We start from the raw sequence: 22,663 nt of genomic DNA on the forward strand, positions 1-22,663 counted from the left end.
GTGGCTGCCGGCCTGGGGGTGGCGCTGCTGCCGCCGGCGCTGGTGCCGCGGCCGGGGGCGGTGGAGCTGGAGGTGACGGCGCCGCGCACCCGCCGTCGCCACGATGTAGACCGTCGCGTTGGCGGTCTGCACGTCACCGCAGAGGACCTTGGCCGCGCCGTTGACGGTGAACTCCGGGACGGCGCCGGTCACCGTGACGTCGTGGGTCTCCAGGGTCTTGTGGCCGCCGGTCAGCGCGGTGGGGGCGAGCCGCTGCGGGACCACGTGGTACGTGAGGACCTTGGTGAGCTTCTCCTTGTCGGCGAGGACGGCGTCGAGGTCCTTCTTCGGGAGCTTGGCGAAGGCGTCGTTGGTCGGCGCGAACACGGTGATGTTCTTCGCCGAGTTGAGCGTGTCGACCAGACCGGCCTGCTTCACCGCCGTGACGAGCGTGGACAGCAGCGGGTTGTTGGAGGCGGCGGTCGCGACCGGGTCCTGTGCCATCCCGTCGAAGGAGCCGGCGCCGTCCTTCGGCACGGCGGAACACGCGGCACCGAACGGCCGGCCGGCCGCCGCCTGGACGGCCGGGGATCCCGTCCCCGGGTCGGGGCTGGTGGCGGCGGACGTGGAGCCGGTGGCGGTCGTCGCGGGCGCGGCGGACTTGGCCGTGTCGGACGCCTTGGTGCCGTCGTCGCTGCCGCAGGCGGAGAGGGCCGCGGCGAGGAGGCCGGCGGCGAGCAGGGCGGTGACGGGCTTGCGGCTCAGGATCGGGTTCATCGGACGGACTTTCTGTGAGGTGTGCCGGCCGGTTGCCGGCGACGTCGAGGTGGTCCCGCAGGGGACCGGGTCCCGCAGGGGACCGGTGGTGGGACGGTGGGGGTCGGGTGGGGCCGCCGTTCGGGCGGCCGGGGAGTGGTTCAGACGACGGTGACGACCGTGCTGTGCCAGCCGGTCGCCCCCGACGGGTAGGGCGGTCGGCGGGCCTCGTCCTGGACGGCGCCGGCGGCGTCGGTGGCGCGCACCTCCAGGCGGTGCGTGCCGGGCGTGGCGCCCGTCCAGCGCAGGCTCCACTGCCGCCACACGTCGGGACCGGCGTCGACGGCGAGTGACGCCTGCCGCCACGGGCCGCCGTCGACGCGGACCTCCACGGCGGCGACGCCCCGGTGGGTGGCCCAGGCGGTGCCGGCGACCGTGACGTCCCCGGCCGGGACGCGGGCGAACGCGGCGGGAACGTCGATCCGCGAGGCCGTGCGCACCTCGCCGGTGCGGTCCCAGCCGCGCCGCACCCAGTACGGGTCGTGGGCGGCGAAGGTGGTGACCTCCAGGTCGACCAGCCACTTGGTGGCCGAGGCGTAGCCGTAGAAGCCCGGCACCACCGTCCGGCAGGGGAAGCCGTGCTCGACGGGCAGCGGCTCGCCGTTCATCGCGACCGCCAGCAGCGCCGTGCGGCCGTCCAGCACCGGGTCCAGCGGGGTGCCGATGGTCATGCCGTCCTTCGAGGTGCCCAGCAGCTGGTCCGCCCCGGCGCGCACACCGGCCCGGCGGAGGAGGCCGGGCAGGGAGGCGCCGAGCCAGCGGGTGGTGCCGACGTACGGGCCGCCCACCTCGTTGGAGACGCAGGACAGCGTGTGGTCGAACTCGTCCAGGGGCAGCGCGAGCAGGTCGTCGAAGTCGAGGAGAAGCGGTCGGTCGACGAGGCCGTGGATGCGCAGGGCCCAGTCGCGCGGGTCGATCCGGGGCAGTGCGAGCGCCGTGTCGACGCGGTAGAAGTCGGCGGTCCCGGTCCGGAAGCCCGGCATTCCGGGGAGCCGGAGGTCGGCGCCGGCCGGGAGCGGCGGCGCGGGGCGGGCCGGTGCCGGGAGCCGGACCGCGCGGCGGGCGGTGGTGACGTCGTTGCGGCGGTCGGACAGCGTCCGGCCCCCGGTTGCGAGGCCTGCGGAGACGGCGATCACGGCGCCGGCGGCGAGGACGGTCCGGCGGGCGGGTGGTGCGGGGTCGGCTCCGGCGGCCGTGGCGATGTCGCGCGCCCGGTCGGGGCCGTGGCCGTCCGCCCTCTTCCGGTCCGTGTCCTGATCGGGGTCCGGTTCGGAGTCCTGCTCGGCGCCGGACGCCTCACGCGCCGTGCCGGTCCCTTCTCCGCCCCGTTCGCCGCCGTGTCCGTCGGTCCGTCCGTCGGTCCGTCCGCCGTCCGCTGCGTCTCCGCCGTCGCCTGCCCGGCCCGGTCCGTCGCCGGCCCGCGCTTGCGGGACGGACCGGACCGGCGGGGCGGGCCTGCGACGCAGGAGCGCGAGGAGTACGGCGGCCCCGGCCAGCGCGGCGGCCGACGACGGCAGCGCGTCGGCGGGTCCGGCGTCCGGCCGGGCGAGTGCCGCCCAGACCCCCAGGGCGCCGAAGCCGACCGGAAGGAGGATGCCGAGGGCGCGGCGTCGGGCCGCGACCGGTCCGAGTGCGGCGGCGAGCACGGCGAGCACGGCGAGGATCCCGGACAGCAGCACCGTCTTGTCGGCGGTGCCGAAGGACCGCACCGCCCACTCCTTGACCGCCGTGGGGGCGAGGTCGATGGCGGTGGAGCCGATCGCGAGCACGGGCGCCGCCGCCGGCCGGCCGAACGCGGCCACGGCCTCGCCGACCCCGACGGCGGCGGCTGCGGCGGCGAGGCCGCACAGCATCGGAACCGCTGTCCGGCCGGGGCCGCGCGTGCTTCCCTCCGCTCCGCCGGGCGCTCCGCCGTGCACCGCGTCGCGCGCCTCGCCGCTCGCGTCGCGGTCGCGGCCCGGCGGCCGGATCCCTCGGGTGCTCGTCCTGTTGCTCACACCGCGCATTCGGCCCAGCCGCCGTGGCGGATGGGTGAGATCGGCACACTCACCCGATCGGGTGAATCAGGACCTCTGGAGCGACCCCCGGGAACTCTGCGACCTCCGGGAACTCTGCGGCCCCAGGGGCCTCCTGAGGCTCCTGCAGCTTCTTGGCGCTGAGTGCCGGGCGGCTTCCGCTTCCGTCGGGGGCGCCGTCCGGGCATAATAAACGAACGTTCATTTACTAATGGAGGAGGTGGCCGGTGGCCGGTCGACCGAGAGGCGTCGACGACGCGGTGATCCTGCGTGCGGCGGTGGAGGTGATGGGCCGGGTCGGCCCCGCCGGGCTGACCCTGGCGGCCGTCGCGGGCGAGGTCGGGCTGGTGCCGGCCACCCTCGTCCAACGGTTCGGCTCCAAGCGCGGCCTGCTGGTCGCGCTGGCCGAGCACTCCGTCCGGGAGGCGGAGGCGCGCTACGGCGAACTGTCGGCCGAGCACACCTCACCGCTGGCCGCGCTGACGGCGCTGGCCGTGGACTCGACGGCCGCCATGGAGACGCCGGACGGCTACGCCAACCACCTGGCGTTCCTCTGCGCGGACCTCACCGACCCGACGCTCCGCGAGCACGCCCTGGCCGTCCACCGGAAGCAGCGCGAGGCGCTGGAGAGGCTCCTGGCCGAGGCCGTCGCCGCGGGCGAACTGCGCGCGGGGACCGACCCGGCGGCGCTGGCCGGATCCGTCCAGGCGGTCGCCGCCGGCGCCGGACTGGCCTGGGCCCTGGACCGCGAAGGCACGCTGCCGCAGCGGATCGAACGGGAGATCGACACCCTGCTGTCGCCCCGCACGCCGTCGTGGGGCGGCACCGAGACGGAGGGATCATGACGCACGACACGCAGCCGCTCGCGGGGAAGGTCGCCCTGGTCGCCGGAGGCACCCGGGGAGGCGGGCGGGGGATCGCCGTCGAACTGGGAGCGGCCGGGGCCACGGTCTACGTCACCGGGCGGTCCAGCTCTGCCGGACGGTCCGAGCTGGACCGCCCGGAGACCATCGAGGAGACCGCCCGCCGGGTCACCGAGGCCGGCGGCACCGGGATCCCGGTCCGCACCGACCACAGCCGCCCCGAGGAGGTCCGGGCCCTGGTCGACCGGATCGCCGCCGAGCAGGACGGTCGGCTCGACCTGCTCGTCAACTCCGTCTGGGGCGGCGATCCACTGACCGACTGGCAGCACCCGCTGTGGGAGCAGGACCTGGACACCGGCCTGCGGCTGGTCCGGCAGGCCGTGGAGACCCACGTCATCACCAGCCGGTACGCGCTCCCGCTGATGGTGGCGCGCGGCAGCGGCCTGGTCGTGGAGGTCACCGACGGCAACACCGCCCGCTACCGCGGCTCGTTCTTCTACGACCTCGCCAAGTCGTCGGTGATCCGGCTCGCCGTCGCCCAGGCGGCCGAGCTGAAGCCGCACGGGGTCGCAGCGGTCGCCCTCACCCCCGGCTTCCTCCGCTCGGAGGCGATGCTGGAGCACTTCGGCGTCCGCGAGGAGAACTGGCGCGACGGGGCCGCCGCCGACCCGGACTTCGCGCACTCCGAGACCCCCGCCTACCTGGGCCGGGCCGTCGTCGCGCTGGCCGCCGACCCGCACGTGATGGCCAGGACCGGCCGTGCCCTGGCCACTTGGGGCCTCTACCGGGAGTACGGGTTCACCGACGCCGACGGGACCACGCCGGACTTCGCCGCCCACTGGGCCGACGCCCTGGAGGCGGAGCACGGCCCGCTCGGCGAGCCGCTGTAGCGCCGGGCGCAGGCGGCGGCAGGGCGCCGGACATCCGGCGCCCCGCCCCCGGCCCGCTTCACCGGGCGGCGTCCCGCCCGTTCACCTCGGCCCGCCCTGCGTCGGCGCGCCCTGCGTCGGCCCGCTTCACGTCCGTTCGTTCACGCAGAGGATGTTCCCTTCGCTGTCCTTGAACCAGGCGGCGCGCATGCCGTCGTCCTCCACCACGCCGTCGACCGTCTTCAGCCCCGGCAGGTCGTACTCCTCGAACGTGACGCCGCGGCTGCGCAGCGTCGACATCTCGGCATCGAGGTCCGCGACCTTGAAACTGGCCAGGGTGTGCGCGGCCTGCCCGGCGGTCGGGGTCTCGTAGAGGCCGAACTCCGTGCCGCCGCACTCGAATGTGACGTCGTGCGAGCCTTCCTCGCTGAGCTTCACGCCGAGGGTTTCGGTGTAGTAGTGCTTCGCCCGGTCCAGGTCGGCCGCCGGGATGATGGGGATCAGCGGTGCGTTTCCAAGCATGTCCATCGCCTCCTACTACCACCAGGCTAGTTCTCCGACCCGGCACGGCCACCCGGTCGTGCGGCGAGGGTCCCGGCCGCCCCGGCACCGTGGACGTCCGGCCCCTGCCTCCGCCCCGACCTCCGCCCGGCTGTGACCCCGGGGCGCGAGCGGTCGACGACCGCCGGTCACGATGCGCCGAGACGCCAGAGGGAGGTCACCTCGGCGGCGCGGGCGGCCCGGAGCGGGTCGCCCACCCGGGTGCCGCCGGAGCCCCGGGCGGTCCCGGCGGGCCCGGCGGCGGGGGCGGCGCGGGCGGCCTCGACGGCCCGGCGGTGGCGGGGGCGGGTGTCGAGACGGCCGAGGGCACGCAGACCGGCCTTGGCGAACGCCGCGTTCAACTCGTCACGGGAGCGCAGGCCCAGGTGCTCGGCGAGGTCGGAGAGGATCAGCCAGCCCTCCCCGCCGGGCACGAGCCGGTCCGCCAGGCCGTCGAGGAATCCGGACAGCATGCGCCCGTCGGGATCGTAGACACCCTGGTCGAGGGGAGAGCTCTGCCGGGCGGGCAGCCAGGGCGGGTTGCAGACCACCAGACCGGCCCGTTCACCGCCGGGTGGGTAGAGGCCGGTGCCGACCGGCCGGACGCGGTCGGCGAGCCCGAGCCGGTGCGCGTTGTCGGACGCGCAGGCGAGGGCGCGCGGGTTGACGTCGGTGGCGAGCACCCGGCCGATCCCGCGCCGGGCCAGGACGGCCGCCAGGACCCCGCTGCCGGTACCGAGGTCGAACGCCGTGCCGTGGCCGGGGCCCGCAGCACGGACGGCGGAGGGCAGCGGAGCACGGGCGACCAGGTCGACGTACTCGCCGCGGACGGGGGAGAACACGCCGTAGTGCGGGTGGATGCGTGCGCCGAGCGCGGGCACGTCCACGCCCCGCTCGCGCCACTGCTGCGCGCCGATGACGCCGAGCAGCTCGCGCAGCGCGACGACCCTGGGTCCGTCCGGCGGGCCGTAGGCCTCGTGGCAGGCCCTGCGCACATCCGGCGCGCGTCGCAGACGGAGTGAGTGATCGGCTTCCAGCAGCACCAGGAGCGAGCCGGCCACCCGGGCGGTCCGGGCGCGTTCCTCCCGGTGGAGCCGGAAGGCCTCGGCCGCGGTGGTCGGCGCCGTACCGCCGGGCACCTGCGGGCGGTGCGGGTCGGCGCCGGCCCGGCGAGCCAGGGCGGAACACAGCTGGCGGGCCCCGTGGTAGTCGCCCTGCCAGAGCACGGCGGTACCGCGCACCGCCCACGCGTGGGCGGCGTCGGCCCGCAGCCGGTCGTCGGCGACGATCACTCCGCCGGGCGGCGGCGCACCGTTCTCGGAATGCCAACGGGCGGGAAGGGCGGGTAGGGCGGCGCCGGTGATGACGCCGGGGGTGTCGGTCCGGTCGAGCTCGGACACCGGTACTCCTCGTGGTCGAACGTGCGGATGGGCACGAAGAGCACTTCGACGAGGAGGGGGAGCGGACAGCAGGTCAGGACGGGCGCGGCTCCCCGGTCGAAGTGCGGACCGTGGAGTCGCCGAGCACCATGCCGGGCACCGCGCAGCCTGTCATGAGCAGCCCTTTCCGGAAACGGGAGGATCCCGCCGTGGGTGGGCGGAACGCGACGAGGGTGTCACGTCGTCGGGCTGCTCCGCAAACGAATTGCCACCCGCCGTACCGGACACGCAGGCTCTCTCCGTCCGCCGGCCGGTTCTCGGGCGGCCGGGTGGAGGGGGCGCGGGGAGGAGAGACACGGTGCTCCACCTCCCCGCGCCCGTTCACCCGTCACGGTCGGCCACGCCCGTCATCCGGCGGTGAGGAAGTCGGCGACCAGGGCGGCGAAGTCCTCGGGCGAAAGGACGCGGATGCCGAGCTCCTCGGCCTTGGCCAGCTTGGAGCCGGCCTTCCCTCCGGCGACCAGCAGCGTGGTGCGCTTGGACACGGACGAGGACGCCTTGCCTCCCGCCCGTTCGATCAACTCGTTCATCTCGTTCCGGGACAGCGCGGCGAGGGGCCCGGTCATGCTTCCCGTCACGACGACGGCCTCGCCCGCCAGCGGTCCTTCGCCCTGCGTCCCCTGCGTCCCCTCGGTTCCCTCCGTCCCCTCCGTCTCCGCCGTGGCCGCGGCGGCCCGCACCGGCTCGGTCGTCGCGGTGCCGACGTTCTGCGCGATCAGCTTGTCCAGGACGGGCGCGAGTTCGACGAGCTCGGCGACGATCACCCGGGCCTTCTCCGGGCCGATGCCGTCGACGGTGGCCAGGGTCTCGGCGTCCGCACTGCGGATGGCGGCCATCGACCCGAAGTGGGCGGCGATGCGCCGGGACATGGTGCGTCCGGTGCCTCTCACTCCCAGGGCGCAGAAGACGCGGTTGAGCGGGCGGGCCCGGGCGGTCTCGATGGCGGCGAGGAGGTTGTCGGTGCTGGTGTCGCCCATGCGTTCCAGGCCGAGGAACTGCTCGCGGGTCAGGGCGAACAGGTCCGCCACGTCGGTGACGAGCCCGGCTTCGACGAGCTGGACGGCGCGGGTGCCGCCGAGACCCTCGATGTCCAGCTGGTCACGGCCTGCGGCGTAGCGGATCGAGGCGACCGCCTGGCAGTTGCGGCCGCGTGCGCAGCGCCAGCGCTGCTCGGTGGTGTCGATCGCGTCGCCGCAGCGCGGGCAGCTCTCCGGGAAGACGATCGGCTTCTCGTCTCCCGTGCGCTCGTCCACGAGCGGCGCCTCGACGCGGGGAATGACGTCGCCCGCGCGGTAGACGAAGACGCGGTCGCCGATCATCAGGTCGCGGCGGGTGATGTCGGCGGGGTTGTGGAGGGTCGCGTAGGTGACGGTGACGCCGTCGATGACGACGGGTTCGAGAACGGCGCGCGGGGCGATGATGCCGGTGCGGCCGACGTTCCACTCGACCTCCAGCAGACGTGTGACGGTGTGCTGGGCGGGGAGTTTGCGGGCGATCGCCCAGCGCGGGGCGCGCGAGCCGGAACCGGCCAGGGCCCGGTCGGCGGGGGAGTCGGCCTTGATCACGATGCCGTCGATGCCGAACGGCAGGGCGGCGCGCAGGGCGGCGATCTCCTCGACGCGCCGCTGGACCTCCTCGATCGTGGCACAGCGGGCGGGGCCGACGGCGGTGGAGGCCGCGGTGTTGGCGCCGAGGGCCGCCAGTCGCTCCAGGAGGGCGCTGTGGGTGAGCTCCTCGCCGAGGCCGGGGCCGAGGGCGTCGTAGGCGAAGAAGGTCAGCTCGACGCGGTAGGGGCGGTCCTTGGCCCGCAGGGTGCCCGCGGCGCCGTTGCGGGGGTTGGCGAACGGCGTCGCGCCGTGTGCGGTCCGGACCGTGTTGGCGTGCTCGAACTGCTCGGCGGTGAGCAGGACCTCACCGCGCAGTTCGACGTCGACGGGGGCCGCGAGTTCGGCGGGCAGACCGAGGATCGCGCCGGCGGCATGGGAGATGTCCTCCCCGGCGAGGCCGTCGCCACGGGTGAGGATCCGGTGCAGGCGGCCGGCGCGGTAGCGGGCGGCGACCGCGAGCCCGTCCAGCTTGGGCTCCACGCACCAGCCGTCGACGGGGTGGTCGAGGCGGCGCTCCAGCCCGGCCGCCCAGTCCGCGAGTTCCTCCGCGGTGAAGACGTTGTCGAGGGACAGCATCGGCTCGCTGTGCGGGACGTCGCCGCCGACCGCGCCGCCGGCGACCTTCCCGGTGGGGGACTCCGGCAGGGCCTGGTCGGGGTGTGCGTCCTCGAACGCGGCGACGGCGCGGAGCAGTGCGTCGTACTCGTCGTCGCCGAGCGGTGTCGAGCCGTCCGTGTAGTACGCGGCGGAGGCCTGGAGGGCCGTCCGGACGGCGGTGGCGTAGTCGGCGGGGGAGAGCACTGCGTCTGTCATGTGGCCATCCTGACCTGTGCCACTGACATCTCCGGTCGGCGCCGCGGACGGCCGTCCGCGCCGTCGGGGCGGGCCGGCGCCGTGGCCCGGGACGGTGGCCGAGGGGGCGTCCGAGGAGGCCCGGAAAATTCCTCGCAACCGACCTGCAACCCGGGGCGGCGCCACACGTCTGTACGGATGAGAGGCGGGAAGCCGCCTCGGTGAGGGTTCGGGCCGAGCGCGGGCCCGCACCCGAAGCACCGTCACCCGGGGCCGGCCGGCGCAGCCGCGCACCCGTGGAACACCACCCGCACCGCCGATCGCTGCTGACGCCTGCCCGCAGCCGGAAACCAGAGGACCCTGCCATGCTCTCCGCCGTCCGTATCCCGCACCGCCTGCGCCGCTCCGTCGTGCGCACCGCCACCGCCGTCGTCCTGGGAACCGTGCTGGCCGCCGGGCCGGTCCTGCTGTCGGCGCCCGCGGCGTTCGCCGACGCGCCGCCGTCGGCCGTCCTCACCGTTCAGCCCCCGGCCTCGGTCGGCTTCGCCGGCCAGCCGGTCGAGTTCACCGAGACCGTCACCAACACGGGCACCGAGACCACCTCGTACGGCCTGTCCCTGAGCACCACCAGCGAGGCGGGCACGCCGACCCCGGACGCCATCACCATCGACTACCGGGACCCGGCCGACGGCACCTGGAAGCCCGTCCCGCTGGAGACCGGCACCACGGGCGGGCGGGTCGGCTACCAGGGCACGCTCCCCGGCGACCTGACCGTCGCGCCCGGGGCCACCGCCACCGTCCGGCTGCGCATCGGGGCCCCCATGGGCCGGCCCCACAACGGGTACAGCAACGGCGGGTTCCGGTCGATGGACCTGCGTTCCGCGGTGGCCGCCCTCGACGGGTCCTGGGTCGCGCTGGCCCAGGAGACCCGGACGATCGGCGTCGACTCGATCTCCGCCTCGCTGGGCCCGGTGCCGGCCACGGCCGTCGCGGGCGGCGAGCCGATCGAGTTCGACGCCGTCCTGGCCAACCCCACCCCCTCCGCGTACGCCAACCTCGGCCGCGTCCTGTTCACCGACCCGCACGCCACCGTCCAGGTCCGCCGGGCCGACGGTTCCTGGAACACCCTGGCGCCGGTCCGCGGGAGCGACCCCGACGGGAAGCCGGGTGTCTACCTGGAGGGCCGTGACTCCGGTATCGGCGCGGGTGCCACGACGACCACCCGCGTCCGGGTGTCCTACGACGCGACCACCCCGGTCGGTGCGACCCCGCTGACCCCCTGCACCTTCGTCAACGAGCCTGCGGCCCAGCCGTTCCAGGGGACGACCATGTGCGTCCGGGGCGCCGTCGTGGAGATCACCGCCCCGAAGGCGACCGCCTCACCCGAGCCGACCGCCACCGCCACGGCCACCGCCACTGCGACGGCCACGCCCGTGCCGACCACGCCCGTGCCGACCACGCCCGTGCCGACCGCTCCGGCTCCGGCGACCAGCAGCGCCACTCCTGCGGCGGCCGTCCCGTCCGCCACGAGTTCCCCGGCCCCGGTCCGTGCTGTCGCCCCGGCCCCGGCGGTCCCGGTGGCGGTGGCCCCGGTGGCGGCAGCCGCCCCGGTCGGAGGTGAGCTCGCCAGCACCGGTTCCGACGGGTCCGCGGCTCTCCTGGGCACGGCCGGCGGCCTGTCCGTGATCGGCGGCGGCGCCCTCTGGCTGGCCCGCCGCCGACGCGCCTGAACCCCGATGACGCGGGGAGCGCCGGAACACGGCTCCCCGGTGGCCGGGCCCGCTGACGGCGCGCTCGGTCACCGGGGCCGCCCGGCGCTGGGCGCGGGCGGCTCCGCTGCCGATCGGTCGGGCGTGCCGTCGGATTCACCGGCTCGGTCCGTCAACCAGACTACTCAATAGCCGAGTTGGCGCCCGGTGTGCCGGTTCGGCCGGGCGCGGACACCAGGGCGGCCCGGTCTTCGACGAACTCCTCCGGGCCGAAGAAGCAGTCACCGTCTCCGGACCGGAAGGGTTCCTCGCCGGGGTAGGAGGAGTCCGCGTCGTCGACCGGGCGGCGTTCGGGCGTGACGGTCCGGGGCGGTACGGACGGCACGCGGACCCGGGAGGCGAAACGGGTCGACGGCCGTTCGGGCGGCCCGGAGTTCAGCCCGAACCGACTTCTGCTCGGCGCGAGTTCCCGCCACGCCGTCCGGCGGCGCACGGGCACGGGCGCGGGCGGCGGCGTGGACGACGCCCACCGTCGCGAACCGGATCCGGTCGGTCCGGCGCTCGACGGGGGCGCCGGCGGCCCCGTACGCGCCTCCGGCCCCGTCGACCGGCTTGCCGTGCGAGGTCCGGGGTCCGCCGCTCGCGGCCTGCCGTCCGCCCTCAGGCGTCGATCCGCCGGACGACGACCTCGTACTGGTCGACCGAGCCGTCCCAGCGGGCCACCAACGGCCCGCCGTCCTGCTCCTCCTCCATCTCGTAGAGGCAGAGGGCGAGGTCGTGCGACTCCGGGTCGCAGAAGGCCGCCAGGTAGTCGCGCAGGCGGTCGTCCTCGACGGCCGCGATCCGGTCGTGGGCCTCGCCGTCCACCTCGTCGGCCGAGTCGCCGAGACCGGCGGGCACGTCGCCCGGGCCGGTGACGCCCAGGAGGCCCGTGGCGGCGCGCAGCGCGTCGAGGAGGGTGTCGGCGGAGGCTATCCGGCCCTCCCACAGCCTCCACGCCCCGCCTGGCAGGCCGGCCGAGGCGAGGTCGAGCCCGTGACGGTCCGCCAGCCGACCCAGGTCGGCTCCCAGGACCGCGCCGGTCCAGGACGGCGACAACGCGACGAGGTCGTCGGCGAAGGCGTCGGGAAACTTCGCCGGCTCGACCAGGAAGTAGGAGCGGCTCGCGTCGAAGACCAGATCCGTGGCGTCGAGGTCGCCGGGCGGGGTGAGCAGCAGGTGCGCCGTGACGACGGGTTCCTTCCCCGCCAGCGCGGCCCCGCCCACCCAGACCGGATCCCGGTCCAGCTCGCTCTCCAGGATGAAGTTGCCGCTGAAGTAGGCGCCGTAGCGGGCGGCGGGGTCGTACGCGGAGAGCGGTCGTCCGAGGACCTGCCCGAAGGAGTGGGCGAGTACTGCCTCCCAGTCGTTGGGGGCGGCGGGGCGGGTGGTGTCCTGCGTCATGGTCGGGGCTCCAGGGGCAAGGCGGGGTAACGGTGCGTCGGAGGAATTGAACCGCACGGGTCCGACAATCGGGCCGAGGAGCCGAACGGGCCAACCGGCGGGCGGACGGGCGGCTTTGGGTGACGTCCGGCACGGCAGGGGCTCGCCGGGGACCGGCGCGCGGACGGTCGCCTCGCGCCGAGAGAAGGGCGTTGTCGTCGACCGACGCACTGTGGGCGCGGCCCGGTGGGTGGTTGACTGGACCGTATGGACCACGCGCGAGCGCTTCCTGGACGCACCGCCCTCGTTCGACGGGGCGCCGCGTCATGACCGCCGGTGGTGTGCCGTCCCGTTCCGGCCCTGCTCCCGAGGCCGGCGGCGCTCCCCCTTTCGATCCCGAACTGGGCGTGGCCCTGGCGGCTTTGGGAGCCGGGGCGAGGGATCCGTTGACCCCGGAGAACCTGACGGCCCGGCAGGAGGCGGACGTGGCGGCGCGGCCCGCGCCGACGGACCGGGAGCTCGGCGCCGGCGGCCGCTTCGAGGTGGACGAGCTGCGTGTGCCGGGCGCGCCGGGCGGCCCTGACATCACGCTCGTGCGTGTGCGGCCCACCGGGGTCGCCGGGCCGCTGCCGTTCCTGTACTACATGCACGGCGGCGGGATGGTCATGGGCAACGCCCGGTCCGTGCTTCCTCCGCTGCTCGGTGAAGGGGCCCTCCCGCCGGAGCTGGCCGTCGTCTCGGTCGAGTACCGGCTGGCCCCGCGGACGCCGTACCCCGGGCCGGTGGAGGACTGCTACGCCGGATTCGCCTGGACGGTCGAGCACGCGGCCGAACTGGGCCTCGACGCGGACCGCGTGGTCGTCGGGGGCAAGAGCGCCGGCGGCGGGCTGGCCGCCGCGCTCGCCCTCCTCGCACGCGACCGGGGCGGGCCCGTACCGATCGGGCAACTGCTGCTGTGCCCGATGCTGGACGACCGCAACGACACCTTCTCCGGCCACCAGATGGCCGGCATCGACACCTGGGACCGAACCTCCAACGCGACCGGGTGGCAGGCGCTGCTGGGCGACCGGTGCGGCGCCGCCGACGTGCCGCCCTACGCGGCTCCCGCCCGCGCCACCGATCTCTCCGGGCTGCCCCCGGCCTACCTCGAGGTCGGGTCGGCCGAGACCTTCAGGGACGAGGGCGTCGCCTACGCCGATGCCATCTGGCGGGCCGGCGGGCAGGCCGAACTCCACGTCTGGCCCGGTGCGTTCCACGGCTTCGACACCCTCGCTCCGCAGGCGGCGCTCAGCCAGGACGCCCGGAACGCCCGCGCCCGCTGGCTCCGGCGCATCCTGGCGCAGCCCCGTCCGGGCGGCGGATCCGGCGGCTGAGCAGGGTGGACGGCGGCCGGGCGGTCCGCCCCCGGAGGCCCCGACGGGCACCACCGGCCTCCTCCGCCGGAGGAGTGGATGTGACGGTGCAGGACCCGGCGCCCCGAGGCGCGGAGGGCTCCGACCCGGCGGTCCGGCACGGGGCCGCCCTGGAGCGTTCCGCCGGGGAGGACGCGGTGCTGTCCGGCGAGCCCCGGCGACCCGGGGTATCCGGCGAACTCCCCCTGCCGACCCGTTGACGAGGCCGGCGGGCGGGCCGCGGTCACCAGCCGTGCGGCACGCGTTCCAGGACGCCGCCCGCGAACACGTCGTACAGCGGCAGGGTCTCCAGGTGCACGTATCCGATGTGGCAGTCGCAGACCGGGAGCGGGCAGGCGCGGGGGCCGAGCCGGGCCCGGTAGGAGTCGTCGTAGAGGTTGCCGAGCTCCTCACGGACGAAGTGGCAGCGGCGGACGGTGCCGTCGCCGTCCACCGAGAGGACGGACTCGCCGGTGCGGCAGGGGCGGCCGGCGCTGGGGTGGGCGTGCCGGCTGTAGCCGAAGTGCGGATCGACGGCGGCCCAGCGGGCGGCCTCGGCGTCGGTGTAGGTCAGGCCCTCGGCGGCGTTGATCCACAGGTAGACGGCCGGCGACAGCTCGGCGCGCAGCCGCCGGGCCGCCTCCAGGTGCTCGGGCTGCCCGACCACGCCGACGCTGTAGCGCACGCCCAGCGCGTCCAGTTCACGGCACTTGCCGAGGAAGCGGTCGTGGTCCGTCTGCCCGGGGTGGTAGGTGACCCAGAGCGCCAGGGTGGTGAGGTCGGCCTCGGCCAGCCAGCCGGTGCGGCAGCTGAGGTTGGTCTGGATCGCGACCCGTCGGACGTGCGGCAACCGGCTCAGCTCGACCAGCGCCCGCCGGTACCAGGGCCGGACCAGCCCCTCGCCCCAGGGGGTGAACAGTACGGAGAGGGTGTCGCCGGTGCCGGCCCGGCCGGTGGCCCAGGTGCTGAAGCGTTCCAACGCGGCGCGGTCGGAGCGCAGTTGTCCGGGGGTGTCGCGCCGCTTGGCGAACGGGCAGTAGGGGCAGTCGTAGTCGCAGGAGGAGAGCGGGCCGCGGTAGAGGAGGGTGAGGTCGAGCCCGGTCGCCGGCCCTGCTGAACTCCCGGCCGCCGGCTCGGGCTTGGGGCCGGTTGTCGGTCTGGTTGTCGGGCGGGCGGAGGGCATGCCGAGGAAGGTCATTTCGCCTCGTACGCGGCCATCAGCGTGCGGACCTCGGGCGAGAAGAGCATCGGACCGACCGCGTCCGAGTGCGCCAGCCCCTCGGGGGAGAGCGCCAGCCGGCCGGGGGCGTCCACGCCGGTGGAGAGCCAGCCGCGGGCCTCGAAGTCGGCCAGCTCGACCGGGAAGTCCTCGGCGGGGGTGCTGCCGAACCGGGCCCGGTACTCGGCCACCGGGAGGCCGTCGGCCTGGAGCAGCGACTGGACGAGGTGCCTCCGCCGTGCCTCGTCCGGGGTCATCGCCCGGCCGACCACGGCGTGCCGGAACTCCTCGGTGGCGACGTAGTCGTCGATGATGCGGCGGACCTCGGTGGCGTCGACCGCGTAGTCGAAGGAGTAGTGCAGCCGGGAGGTGTAGGAGCGGGCCCCGCAGCCGAGGCCGACCATGCCGTCGGTCTGGCAGGCGTACTCGCCGCTGCCGGCCTGCGGGGAGGCGGCGCGGCGGAACATCCGCATCGACACCTGCTGGTAGCCGTGGGCGAGCAGGTGGTCGCGGCCGGCCCGGTAGAGCGCGAGCCGCCGGGCGTCCCACTGGGCCGTGCTCTCCGGCTCCGCGCGTCGGGCCAGACCGGTCAGCGGGCGGACGTAGAGCGGGTAGAGGTACAGCTCCTCAGGCTGCCAGACGAGTGCGGCGTCCAGCGAGTGGAGCCAGCTGGCCTCGGTCTGACCGTCGATGCCGTAGATGAGGTCGATGTTGAGGACGGGGAATCCGGCGGCGCGGATCCGTCCGAGCGCGGCTTCGACGTCGGCGCGCTTCTGCGGGCGGACCGCCGAGCGGGCCTCGGCGTCGACGAAGGACTGCACGCCCAGGCTGAGCCGGGTGGCGCCCCGGGCGGCGAGCACCTCCAGGCGGTCGGCGGTGGCGGTCGCGGGTGAGGCCTCCACCGAGAGCGGGATCGCCCGCAGGTCGGCGCCCATCCGGTGCTCGGCGATGTCGCAGAGCCGTTCCAGCTCCGCCGCGTCGAGGTAGGTGGGGGTGCCGCCGCCGAACGCGGCCAGCGCGAACCGGGCCCCGTCGTCGAGCGCCGCGCGGACGGCGTCGGCCTGGCGGTCGAGGGCGTCCAGGTAGGCGGTGGTCAGGCCGTCCGGGCCGCCGATCCGGGTGAAGAGGTTGCAGAAGCCGCAGCGCACCTCGCAGAACGGGATGTGGAGGTAGAGGGAGAGCGCGTGCTGGGGCTCGCCGGCCCACAGGTCACGCAGCGCGGGGCGGTCCGACAGCGTGCGGTACGCGGTCTTGTGCGGGTAGGCGTAGACGTAGGACCGGTACGGCGATTCGGGTGCCACGGGGCTCGAAGGAGTCGCGGGGGAGGCCCCGTGCGACGGTCCGGCGGGCCGGGCGGGGGCGGTGGTCATACGGTCTCCTCGGCGGCATCGTCGTCGGTGGTGGCGGCCGTGGTGGCGGCGTCGGTGGCGCCGACGCGGGCGTCGGTTGCCTCGGTGTGCGCGGGGAGCGTGAAGTGCGCGTACGGGACGGTCCAGACCACCTCGTGGCCGATCCGGTGCCCGGTGTAGCCGTCCTCGCCGTAGGCCGTGCCGTGGTCGGAGCAGACGATCGCGAAGCAGGGGCGGCGTGCGCTCATCGCCGCGAAGAGGCGGCCGATGTGGGCGTCCACGTAGGTGAGGGCGGCGGCGTGGCTCTCCCGGCTGTCGCCGTGTTCGCGCGTGGCGCCGGGCAGGTGGAACCAGTTCGGCTGGTGCAGTGCCGAGACGTTGAGGAAGAGGAAGAGCGGCCGGTCGGCGGGCTGTTCGGCGGCCACCTGCTCGGCGCGGGCGACCTGTGCCTCGAAGGAGGTGGGCGAGGGGACTCCCATCTCCGGTGCCCAGTGGCTCTCCTGGAAGAGGCCGGGCAGTACCGAACCCAGCGGTCCCTGTTTGTTGAAGAAGCCGACCCCGCCGATGCAGACCGTCCGGTACCCGGCGGCGCCGAGCGCACCCGGAAGGTCCGCGGCGTCGAACACCCAGGTGAGCGGAGCGGTGGTCTCGGAGCCGGCGAACCGGGCGGCGAACAGGCGCGGGTGCGGCCCGTCCGGCGAGGCCGGGGTCGGTAGGAACCCGGCCAGGATCGCCTGGTGGGAGGCGTAGGTGAAGCTGCCGGGGGAGTGCCGCTTCTCCCAGCGCCCCCCGGGGAGGTGGGCGGCCAGGTTCGGGAGCCGCCCCGCGGCGGCCAACTCCTCGGCGACGTCGAACCGCAGGGTGTCCAGGGTGACGAGGAGCAGGTCGTGGCTGCCCACGACGGCGTTCATGTCCGGGCCGCCCGCCGGAGCGTCTCCGGGCACGACGACGGGCTCGGGCGTGGTGGGCGTGGGCGCGGTGGGCCGGGTGGTCCGGTGGTTCATCGGGGCTGTTCCGTACCTGGGTGGTGCGTCGGATCCTGCCCGGGGCCGGGCAGGAGGAGGGCGGCGAGCTGGGCGGCGTAGGTGTCCAGGCCCTCGGCCGGACCGCCGGGCAGACCGGTGAGGTTGGGCAGCAGGTCACCGAAGGCGTTGACCTCGCCGACCAGTGCCCGCCGCCAGTCGGCGACGGGAAGCACGTCGACACCGACCATCGGGGAGTTCGGGAAGCACCGGGCCGCCCGCTCCGCCGTCTCCAGGAGCGCGGGCCACGCCGGGCCGGCGGCCTCCCGGGCCAGCGCCAGGCTGCCGCGGGAACCGCCGAGGTGCAGGTTGGTCATCGGCTGCGGGCTGGTGCGGACCACCACGTGGGTGGCCCGTCCGGCGATCACGACGACCCGGAGGTCGGCGGAGCGGCCCGACTGGGCGGCCTTCGGGACCCACTGCTCGACGTGCAGTCCGTCCGGGGCGAGCCGGTCGACCAGCTCGGCCACCACGGGCTCGTCCCGGTAGCGGCGGACCTGCAGCGAGTTGTGGAGCTCCCCGCCGGCCAGCTCCACCGAGGTGGTCGCCTGCACCTGGCCGCGGGGGCCGAACTCCAGCGCCAACACCCCCGAGGCGGAGGAGCCGTGGGAGGGCTTGAGGAAGACCCGCCGCAGCCCGGCGACCGCCAGCCGCTCGCGCAGGTCCTCCCAGCCGGTGACGGCGGCGCCGCCGAGCGCCCGGGGCACCGGTACGCCGGCCGCCGACAGCAGCGCGTGCGTGCGCCGCTTGTCGAACATCACGGCGATCTCCCCGGGGTCGCCGAGCAGCCGGACACCGGGTGCCTGCTCCAGCGCGCGCAGTGCGGTGGTCACCCGCGCGTACCAGGCCGCTCCGCCCTCGACCCTGGTCGGCGCGTAGCCGTCGCCGAGGGCGGGCCCGCGCAGCAGCGCGTCCACGGCCTCGTCCTCGCCGGGCGACTCGATCCGCACCAGGCTCCCCCCGGGCAGCCGGTGGGTACCGTGCAGTACGTCGATCCAGGGCAGCACGGTGGGTTCCGGCAGCCCGGCGGCACGTGCGGCGGCGGCGAACAGCGTCACCCGGCGGTGGCCCGGGTTGCCGAGCACGGTCAGTCGCCCGGACGCAGGGAGCCGGTGGCCGCCCCGGGCGGGGCCGGTGGTGCCCGCCGGGCGGGTAGCCGTGCCGTCGATGCCCGTGCCCGTGCCCGTGGCGATGCCGCCGCCCGTGGCGGTGTCCGTGTGCGCGGTGGGGGCCGCGGCCGGAGGCGGGGGCCCGGGGCGGGAGGTCGTCATCGCCGCCCGCCTACTCGGCCACCGCGACGTAGCGCCACTCGCTGTCCGGATCCTCCGGCTCGGAGAGGTCGATCGCCACGCCGGGCAGGGAAGCGCGAATCCGTTCCTGCATCGCGTCGGTGAGGTAGTGGTGGTGCAGGTCGAGCGTCCTGAGGTGGGTGAGCGGCTGGCCGTCCAGGAGCGCGGCCGCGCCCTCGTCGGTCAGCGTCCCCATCGAGAGGCCGAGCGTCCTCAACCGGGCCACCACGGGGGCGTGGGCGACGGCGGCGGCGATCTCGTCCTGGAACATGCTGTTCTGCAGCCGGAGGTGGCGCAGCGCCGGCAGCCGGGTGCCGTCGAGGAACGGCGTCAGGTCGTCGACGTCGGAGCTGCCGCCGTGGTCGTCGACACCGAGCCAGAGCTCCAGCCCCTCCAGGGCCGGCAGCTCGCTCGCCGCGACCCCCCGGACCAGCTCGGCCGACAGGCCGCCGGCCTCGAAGCGGAGGTCCACCAGGCGGTCGTGCCGGACGGGGCTGAGCCGCAGCCCGTTGCCGCCGCGCACCACCAGCTCGGTCAGCTGCGGGAACGCCGTCACCACCGGAGTGATGTCCGACATCTCCAACCAGGAGATCTCGCAGTCCTCGTACGTCACGTCGGCGATGAAGAGTGCCTCCAGCGCGCTGAGCCGCGTGGCGTCACCGACCAGGGTGGCGAGCATCTGCTCAGCCGGTTCGTGGTCGTGCGGCCACCACGTACCGATGACTAGTGCGCGCACGGAGGCCGGGTCGACGGTGGCCAGGAAGTCCGCCCAGAGCGCGTCGAACCCGCCCTCCGCGGCGTACCCCACCGACAGCCGCCACGCGACGGCGCCGGGCTCCGGGAGGGTGTCCGGGCCGCTCCGGTCGGTGGGGAACCCGACGACCGGCAGACCGTGGAACTGCTCGTTGGTAGAGGTGATCATGGTGCCCCCCTGGGCTGGACGACTGACGGGTGGTGGGGAGGTGGTCCTTCCGCGGCCGGGCTACTCGGAGACCGCCACGTAACGCCACTGGTCGTCGGGCTTGCCGCCCCCGGAGAGGTCGACCGACACCCCGTGCAGCGCCTCGCGCAGCCGCTGCTGCATCGCGTCGGTGAGGTAGTGGTGGTGCAGGTCGAGCGTCTTGAGGTGGGTGAGCGGCTGGCCGTCCAGGAGCGCGGTGGCGCCCTGGTCGGTGAGCACCCCCATGGAGAGGTCGAGCGACTCCAGCCGGGCCACCACGGGGGCGTGGGCCACGGCGGCGGCGATCTCGTCCTGGATCTCGCTGTTCTGGAGGCCGAGGTGGCGCAGCGCCGGGAACCGGGTGCCGTCGAGGAACGGCGCGAGGTCGTCGAGGGCGGTGTCGCCGCCGTAGTTCGGCACGCCGAGCCAGAACGCCAGCCGCTCCAGCGCGGGCAGCTCGCTCGCCGCCACCGCCCGCGGCACCCCGACCGGGAGCCCGCCCGACTCGAAGCGCAGCGCCCGCAGGTGCTCGTGGCGCACCGGCTTCAGCGACACCCCGTCCCCGTCGACGCTCTCCCCGGAGGCGCCGCGCACCACCAGCTCGGTGAGCAGCGGGAACGTCGTCAGCAGCGGCGTGACGTCGACCATGTCGATCCAGGAGATCTCGTTCTCCTCGTACGTGATGTCCCCGACGAACAGGCCGCGCAGCGCCGGCAGCCGGTCGGCGGCGCCCAGGATCGCGGCCAGCGGCTCGGCGAAGCTCTCCGGTCCGTCCTTCGACCACTCGCCCACCACCACCGCGCCGACCCGGCCCGTGTCGACGGCGTCCAGGAACTGCTGCCAGCGCTCGACCCAGCCCGTGGAGGCGTCGAACTCGACGGCGACCTTCCAGGCCACCGCGCCGGGCTCCGGCAGCTCGCCGCCCTCGTCGACGGCCGCGACGAAGTCGAAGACCGGCAGGCCGTGGAACTCCTCGATGTGCTTGTTGACCGTCATGCGCTGCTCCTGGAGGTGTCGGTGCGGGCCGAACAAGTGTCTACCAGCCGGGTCGGACAATCCGGTGGCCGGGGCGGAAACCGGGCGCGTCACGGCGGCGGCGCCGGCCGCCGGCGGGCCCCGCGCCCGGCCCGGACCGGCCGTTGTCAGTCCCCTGTCCTAAGGTCCGGGGCGTGGGATTCCGATGGTCCGTCGGACCGGTCGAGGAGGACTGATGTACCGCCAGGGTGACGTGCTGATCGTGCCGGTGGAGGAGTCGGCGGTGCCGACACGGGTGGGCTCGCTGGCCCCGCAGCCCCGGGACGCGCGGGGCAGGCTGGTCCTCGCGCTGGGCGAGGTGACGGGCCATGCCCACGCCGTGGTCGGCCCGGGGGAGCTGCGTCGCGAGGCGGGGCCGTTCGGCGCGGCATGGCTGCACCTCGTCGAGGGCGGCCGGGTCGTGCACGAGGAGCACGCGGCGATACCGCTGCCCAAGGGCTGGTACCGGGTGGTCCGCCAGCGCGAGTACGTGCCGGGATCGGTCCGCGTCGTCGCGGACTGACGGCGGTCGGGCGACCGGGCCGCCGGGTCCACGGTGCCCGCGACCTCGGCGGGGCCCGGGGTGCACGGCGGTACAGGGCGCTGAACGCAACGGAACGACGGAACGGAACGGACGTGGGGTGCCCGGGTCGGGTGCCCGGCCCGGGATCGGAGTGTGTGATGACGGCGGCGGCGGAAGCGGTGGAGACGGTGCGGACGGCAGTGGACCGCGGGGTGGCCGGACCGGCCGAGGTGACGGCCCGTTGGCGGGCGGGAGCGGCGGCCACCGGCCCGGCCGACCGGGACGGGGTCGAGCGGGCCGTGCGGGCCGCGTACCGGGCCGTGGGGCTGGCGGAACCGGCCGACATCCGGTGGTTCGGCTCGCCGCTGGCGGCTGCGGCGACGGCGCTGGAGCTGCACGGCTCCGGCGCGGTCACCGTGCGCGAGACGGTCCGGACCAGGCCGTGGGACGCGGTCCGGGGCCGCGCGGTCGAGCGGGTCGGCGCGGGCGGCTGGGCACCGCTCTGGGCGCTGACCGGCGGTGAGCTCGGCCCGGTGACGAACGCGCTGGCCGACCGGATCCGCAACGCCGTGCTCGACCGGCTCGCCCCCGAACCCGACACGGAGGAGGAGCCGGACGAGGTGGTCGATGCGGCCCTGCAGCGCCGCACGGCCGTCCGGCTCGCCCTGCTGGAGGCCGTCCGCGGCCAGCACGACGCACCGTGGTTCGCCGCCTTCGAAGCGGCCGGGGTCCTGGGACCGGCTCCGGCCGGTCCGGGCGATCCTGGCGATCCGAGCGGTGCGGCGGACCGGGACGGCGCCGGTGGGGCGATCGCCGCGCTGGTCGAGGTGGCGCTCGGTGTCGGCTGGTGGTGGCCCTACGAGGACGTGGTGCTGATCAGCGAGCGGCCGGTCGAACTGCACCGTGACGAGGCCGGCCGCCTGGACCGGGCCGACGGACCCGCCGTCGCGTACGCCGACGGCTTCGCCCTGCACGCGTGGCGCGGCATGCCCGTCCCGGCCGAGTTCCTGGCGGGTCTCGGCTCCGTCACCGTCGAGCGGATCCGCACCGAGGAGAACGCCGAACTGCGCCGTGTCCTGCTGGAGCACTACGGCTACGAGCGGTACCTCGCGGACTCCGGTGCCGAGCCGCTGCACCGTGACGGGACCGGGGTGCTCTGGCGGATCCAGCTGCCCGACGACGAGCCGGTGGTGATGGTGGAGGTGGTCAACTCGACCGCCGAGCCCGACGGCACCTTCCGGACGTACTGGCTGCGGGTCCCGCCCGGCACCCGCACCGCCCGGGCCGGGGTGGCGTGGACCTTCGGGGTGCCCGAGGAGGAGTACCACCCGCAGCGCGAGACCTGATCGGGCTGGAGGAGGGACTCCAGGTCGGCCGAGTACCGGCGCGAGGCCCTGCGGACGCTCCACCGGCTCCGGAAGCCGGTGCCGGCCGCGTGAGGTCCCGGCGCACGCGACACCGCCCGCGCCGGAGGGGGGCGCGGGCGGTGTCGTAGGTCAGAGTGGGGGGAGTCAGGAAACGTTGTTGCCGTTGAAGGCGCCGATGATGGCGTCGCCGCCGGTGTTGTAGATGTCGCCGCCGGCGAGCTGGTTGCCGGTGCCGATGACGGTGATGGTGGTGACGGTCACGGTGTCGCCGCCGTCGGCGAAGGCCTGGGTCGGGACGGCAACGGCGCCGACGGCGGCGAGGAGAACGGCGAAGGTGCGGACGGTGCGGTACATGGTGGTATCCCTTCGTAGACCAACTGTGTGGTGAACACTAGGGACCCGGGTCGGGCCACCGGAGGGAATGTCACTCGAATGGGGTGAGCTGCGTGTCGTCCAGGCCCTTCCGGCGTTGTCGGCGGTCGCAGCGCCGCCGCACGC

At 75.2% G+C, this 22,663-nt stretch carries 20 protein-coding genes and 1 pseudogene; 7 read left to right on the top strand and 14 right to left on the bottom strand.

The window, feature by feature from the left end:
• Positions 1-99 precede the first annotated feature (99 nt).
• Positions 100-756, bottom strand: a pseudogene (locus ABZY91_RS19610) (fasciclin domain-containing protein); the annotation flags it as partial.
• Between the two features lie 140 nt (positions 757-896).
• A complete protein-coding gene (locus ABZY91_RS19615; RefSeq protein ID WP_355403895.1) occupies positions 897-2,648 on the bottom strand; it encodes a molybdopterin-dependent oxidoreductase in 1,752 nt (583 codons plus the stop codon).
• A gap of 389 nt (positions 2,649-3,037) precedes the next feature.
• Between ABZY91_RS19615 and ABZY91_RS19620 the strand changes: the two genes are divergently transcribed.
• Together ABZY91_RS19620 and ABZY91_RS19625 are read left to right on the top strand one after the other, a co-directional pair.
• Positions 3,038-3,655, top strand: coding sequence for a TetR/AcrR family transcriptional regulator (locus tag ABZY91_RS19620; protein ID WP_355403897.1), 618 nt, complete (start codon positions 3,038-3,040; stop codon positions 3,653-3,655).
• Entirely contained in the window at positions 3,652-4,563 is a 912-nt protein-coding gene (locus ABZY91_RS19625; protein WP_329881128.1) for an SDR family oxidoreductase, read from the top strand. Before ABZY91_RS19620 ends, ABZY91_RS19625 begins: the two co-directional genes overlap by 4 nt.
• 126 nt (positions 4,564-4,689) lie before the next feature.
• Here ABZY91_RS19625 and ABZY91_RS19630 read toward each other — a convergent pair whose 3' ends face one another.
• From ABZY91_RS19630 to ligA, 3 genes are all read right to left on the bottom strand, one after another.
• Entirely contained in the window at positions 4,690-5,064 is a 375-nt protein-coding gene (locus ABZY91_RS19630; protein ID WP_355403900.1) for a VOC family protein, read from the bottom strand.
• A 167-nt stretch (positions 5,065-5,231) separates the two neighbouring features.
• On the bottom strand, positions 5,232-6,446 hold the full coding sequence (locus tag ABZY91_RS19635; protein ID WP_355403982.1) for a class I SAM-dependent methyltransferase: 1,215 nt from the start codon (positions 6,444-6,446) through the stop codon (positions 5,232-5,234).
• Positions 6,447-6,868: 422 nt separating this feature from the next.
• Complete coding sequence (ligA, locus tag ABZY91_RS19640; protein ID WP_355403902.1) at positions 6,869-8,941, bottom strand: NAD-dependent DNA ligase LigA; 2,073 nt, start codon at positions 8,939-8,941, stop codon at positions 6,869-6,871.
• Positions 8,942-9,285: 344 nt separating this feature from the next.
• Between ligA and ABZY91_RS19645 the strand changes: the two genes are divergently transcribed.
• Positions 9,286-10,650, top strand: coding sequence for an LPXTG cell wall anchor domain-containing protein (locus ABZY91_RS19645; protein ID WP_355403904.1), 1,365 nt, complete (start codon positions 9,286-9,288; stop codon positions 10,648-10,650).
• A gap of 160 nt (positions 10,651-10,810) precedes the next feature.
• On the opposite strand, the gene ABZY91_RS19650 is transcribed toward ABZY91_RS19645, so the two are convergent.
• Both ABZY91_RS19650 and ABZY91_RS19655 read right to left on the bottom strand, forming a co-directional pair.
• On the bottom strand, positions 10,811-11,014 hold the full coding sequence (locus ABZY91_RS19650; protein ID WP_355403906.1) for a hypothetical protein: 204 nt from the start codon (positions 11,012-11,014) through the stop codon (positions 10,811-10,813).
• A gap of 275 nt (positions 11,015-11,289) precedes the next feature.
• Complete coding sequence (locus ABZY91_RS19655) at positions 11,290-12,072, bottom strand: hypothetical protein (protein ID WP_355403908.1); 783 nt, start codon at positions 12,070-12,072, stop codon at positions 11,290-11,292.
• Between the two features lie 305 nt (positions 12,073-12,377).
• Between ABZY91_RS19655 and ABZY91_RS19660 the strand changes: the two genes are divergently transcribed.
• Together ABZY91_RS19660 and ABZY91_RS19665 are read left to right on the top strand one after the other, a co-directional pair.
• Complete coding sequence (locus ABZY91_RS19660) at positions 12,378-13,424, top strand: alpha/beta hydrolase (protein WP_355403910.1); 1,047 nt, start codon at positions 12,378-12,380, stop codon at positions 13,422-13,424.
• 80 nt (positions 13,425-13,504) lie between these two features.
• Positions 13,505-13,663: a hypothetical protein gene (locus ABZY91_RS19665; RefSeq protein WP_355403912.1), complete on the top strand. Its 159-nt coding sequence runs from the start codon at positions 13,505-13,507 to the stop codon at positions 13,661-13,663.
• Between the two features lie 23 nt (positions 13,664-13,686).
• Here the strand turns inward: ABZY91_RS19665 and ABZY91_RS19670 are convergent, their stop codons facing one another.
• The 6 genes from ABZY91_RS19670 to ABZY91_RS19695 all read right to left on the bottom strand — a co-directional run bounded on the left by ABZY91_RS19670 (position 13,687) and on the right by ABZY91_RS19695 (position 20,257).
• Complete coding sequence (locus tag ABZY91_RS19670; RefSeq protein WP_355403914.1) at positions 13,687-14,625, bottom strand: STM4011 family radical SAM protein; 939 nt, start codon at positions 14,623-14,625, stop codon at positions 13,687-13,689.
• Positions 14,626-14,636: 11 nt separating this feature from the next.
• Positions 14,637-16,031 carry an STM4012 family radical SAM protein gene (locus ABZY91_RS19675; protein WP_355403916.1) on the bottom strand — a complete coding sequence of 465 codons (1,395 nt, stop codon included), beginning with the start codon at positions 16,029-16,031 and terminating at the stop codon, positions 14,637-14,639.
• The gene (locus tag ABZY91_RS19680; protein WP_355403984.1) at positions 16,028-16,921 is read right to left on the bottom strand and encodes an STM4013/SEN3800 family hydrolase; all 894 of its coding nucleotides are present in this window, start codon (positions 16,919-16,921) and stop codon (positions 16,028-16,030) included. The genes ABZY91_RS19675 and ABZY91_RS19680 overlap by 4 nt, the downstream gene beginning before the upstream one ends.
• Before the next feature lie 89 nt (positions 16,922-17,010).
• Complete coding sequence (locus ABZY91_RS19685) at positions 17,011-18,303, bottom strand: STM4014 family protein (RefSeq protein WP_355403918.1); 1,293 nt, start codon at positions 18,301-18,303, stop codon at positions 17,011-17,013.
• 10 nt (positions 18,304-18,313) lie between these two features.
• Positions 18,314-19,243 (bottom strand): STM4015 family protein, encoded by a 930-nt coding sequence (locus ABZY91_RS19690; RefSeq protein ID WP_355403920.1) that lies wholly within the window; start codon positions 19,241-19,243, stop codon positions 18,314-18,316.
• Between the two features lie 60 nt (positions 19,244-19,303).
• Positions 19,304-20,257 carry an STM4015 family protein gene (locus tag ABZY91_RS19695; protein ID WP_355403922.1) on the bottom strand — a complete coding sequence of 318 codons (954 nt, stop codon included), beginning with the start codon at positions 20,255-20,257 and terminating at the stop codon, positions 19,304-19,306.
• Positions 20,258-20,471: 214 nt separating this feature from the next.
• On the opposite strand from ABZY91_RS19695, the gene ABZY91_RS19700 reads away from it, so the two are divergent.
• On the top strand, positions 20,472-20,798 hold the full coding sequence (locus ABZY91_RS19700; protein ID WP_329881116.1) for a hypothetical protein: 327 nt from the start codon (positions 20,472-20,474) through the stop codon (positions 20,796-20,798).
• A 158-nt stretch (positions 20,799-20,956) separates the two neighbouring features.
• The gene (locus ABZY91_RS19705; RefSeq protein WP_355403924.1) at positions 20,957-22,144 is read left to right on the top strand and encodes a DUF6745 domain-containing protein; all 1,188 of its coding nucleotides are present in this window, start codon (positions 20,957-20,959) and stop codon (positions 22,142-22,144) included.
• A gap of 165 nt (positions 22,145-22,309) precedes the next feature.
• On the opposite strand, the gene ABZY91_RS19710 is transcribed toward ABZY91_RS19705, so the two are convergent.
• Entirely contained in the window at positions 22,310-22,519 is a 210-nt protein-coding gene (locus tag ABZY91_RS19710; protein WP_355403926.1) for a hypothetical protein, read from the bottom strand.
• Positions 22,520-22,663: the final 144 nt, after the last annotated feature.

Origin of the sequence: Kitasatospora sp. NPDC002965 (assembly GCF_040611255.1) — a bacterium.
Taxonomy (GTDB): domain Bacteria; phylum Actinomycetota; class Actinomycetes; order Streptomycetales; family Streptomycetaceae; genus Kitasatospora.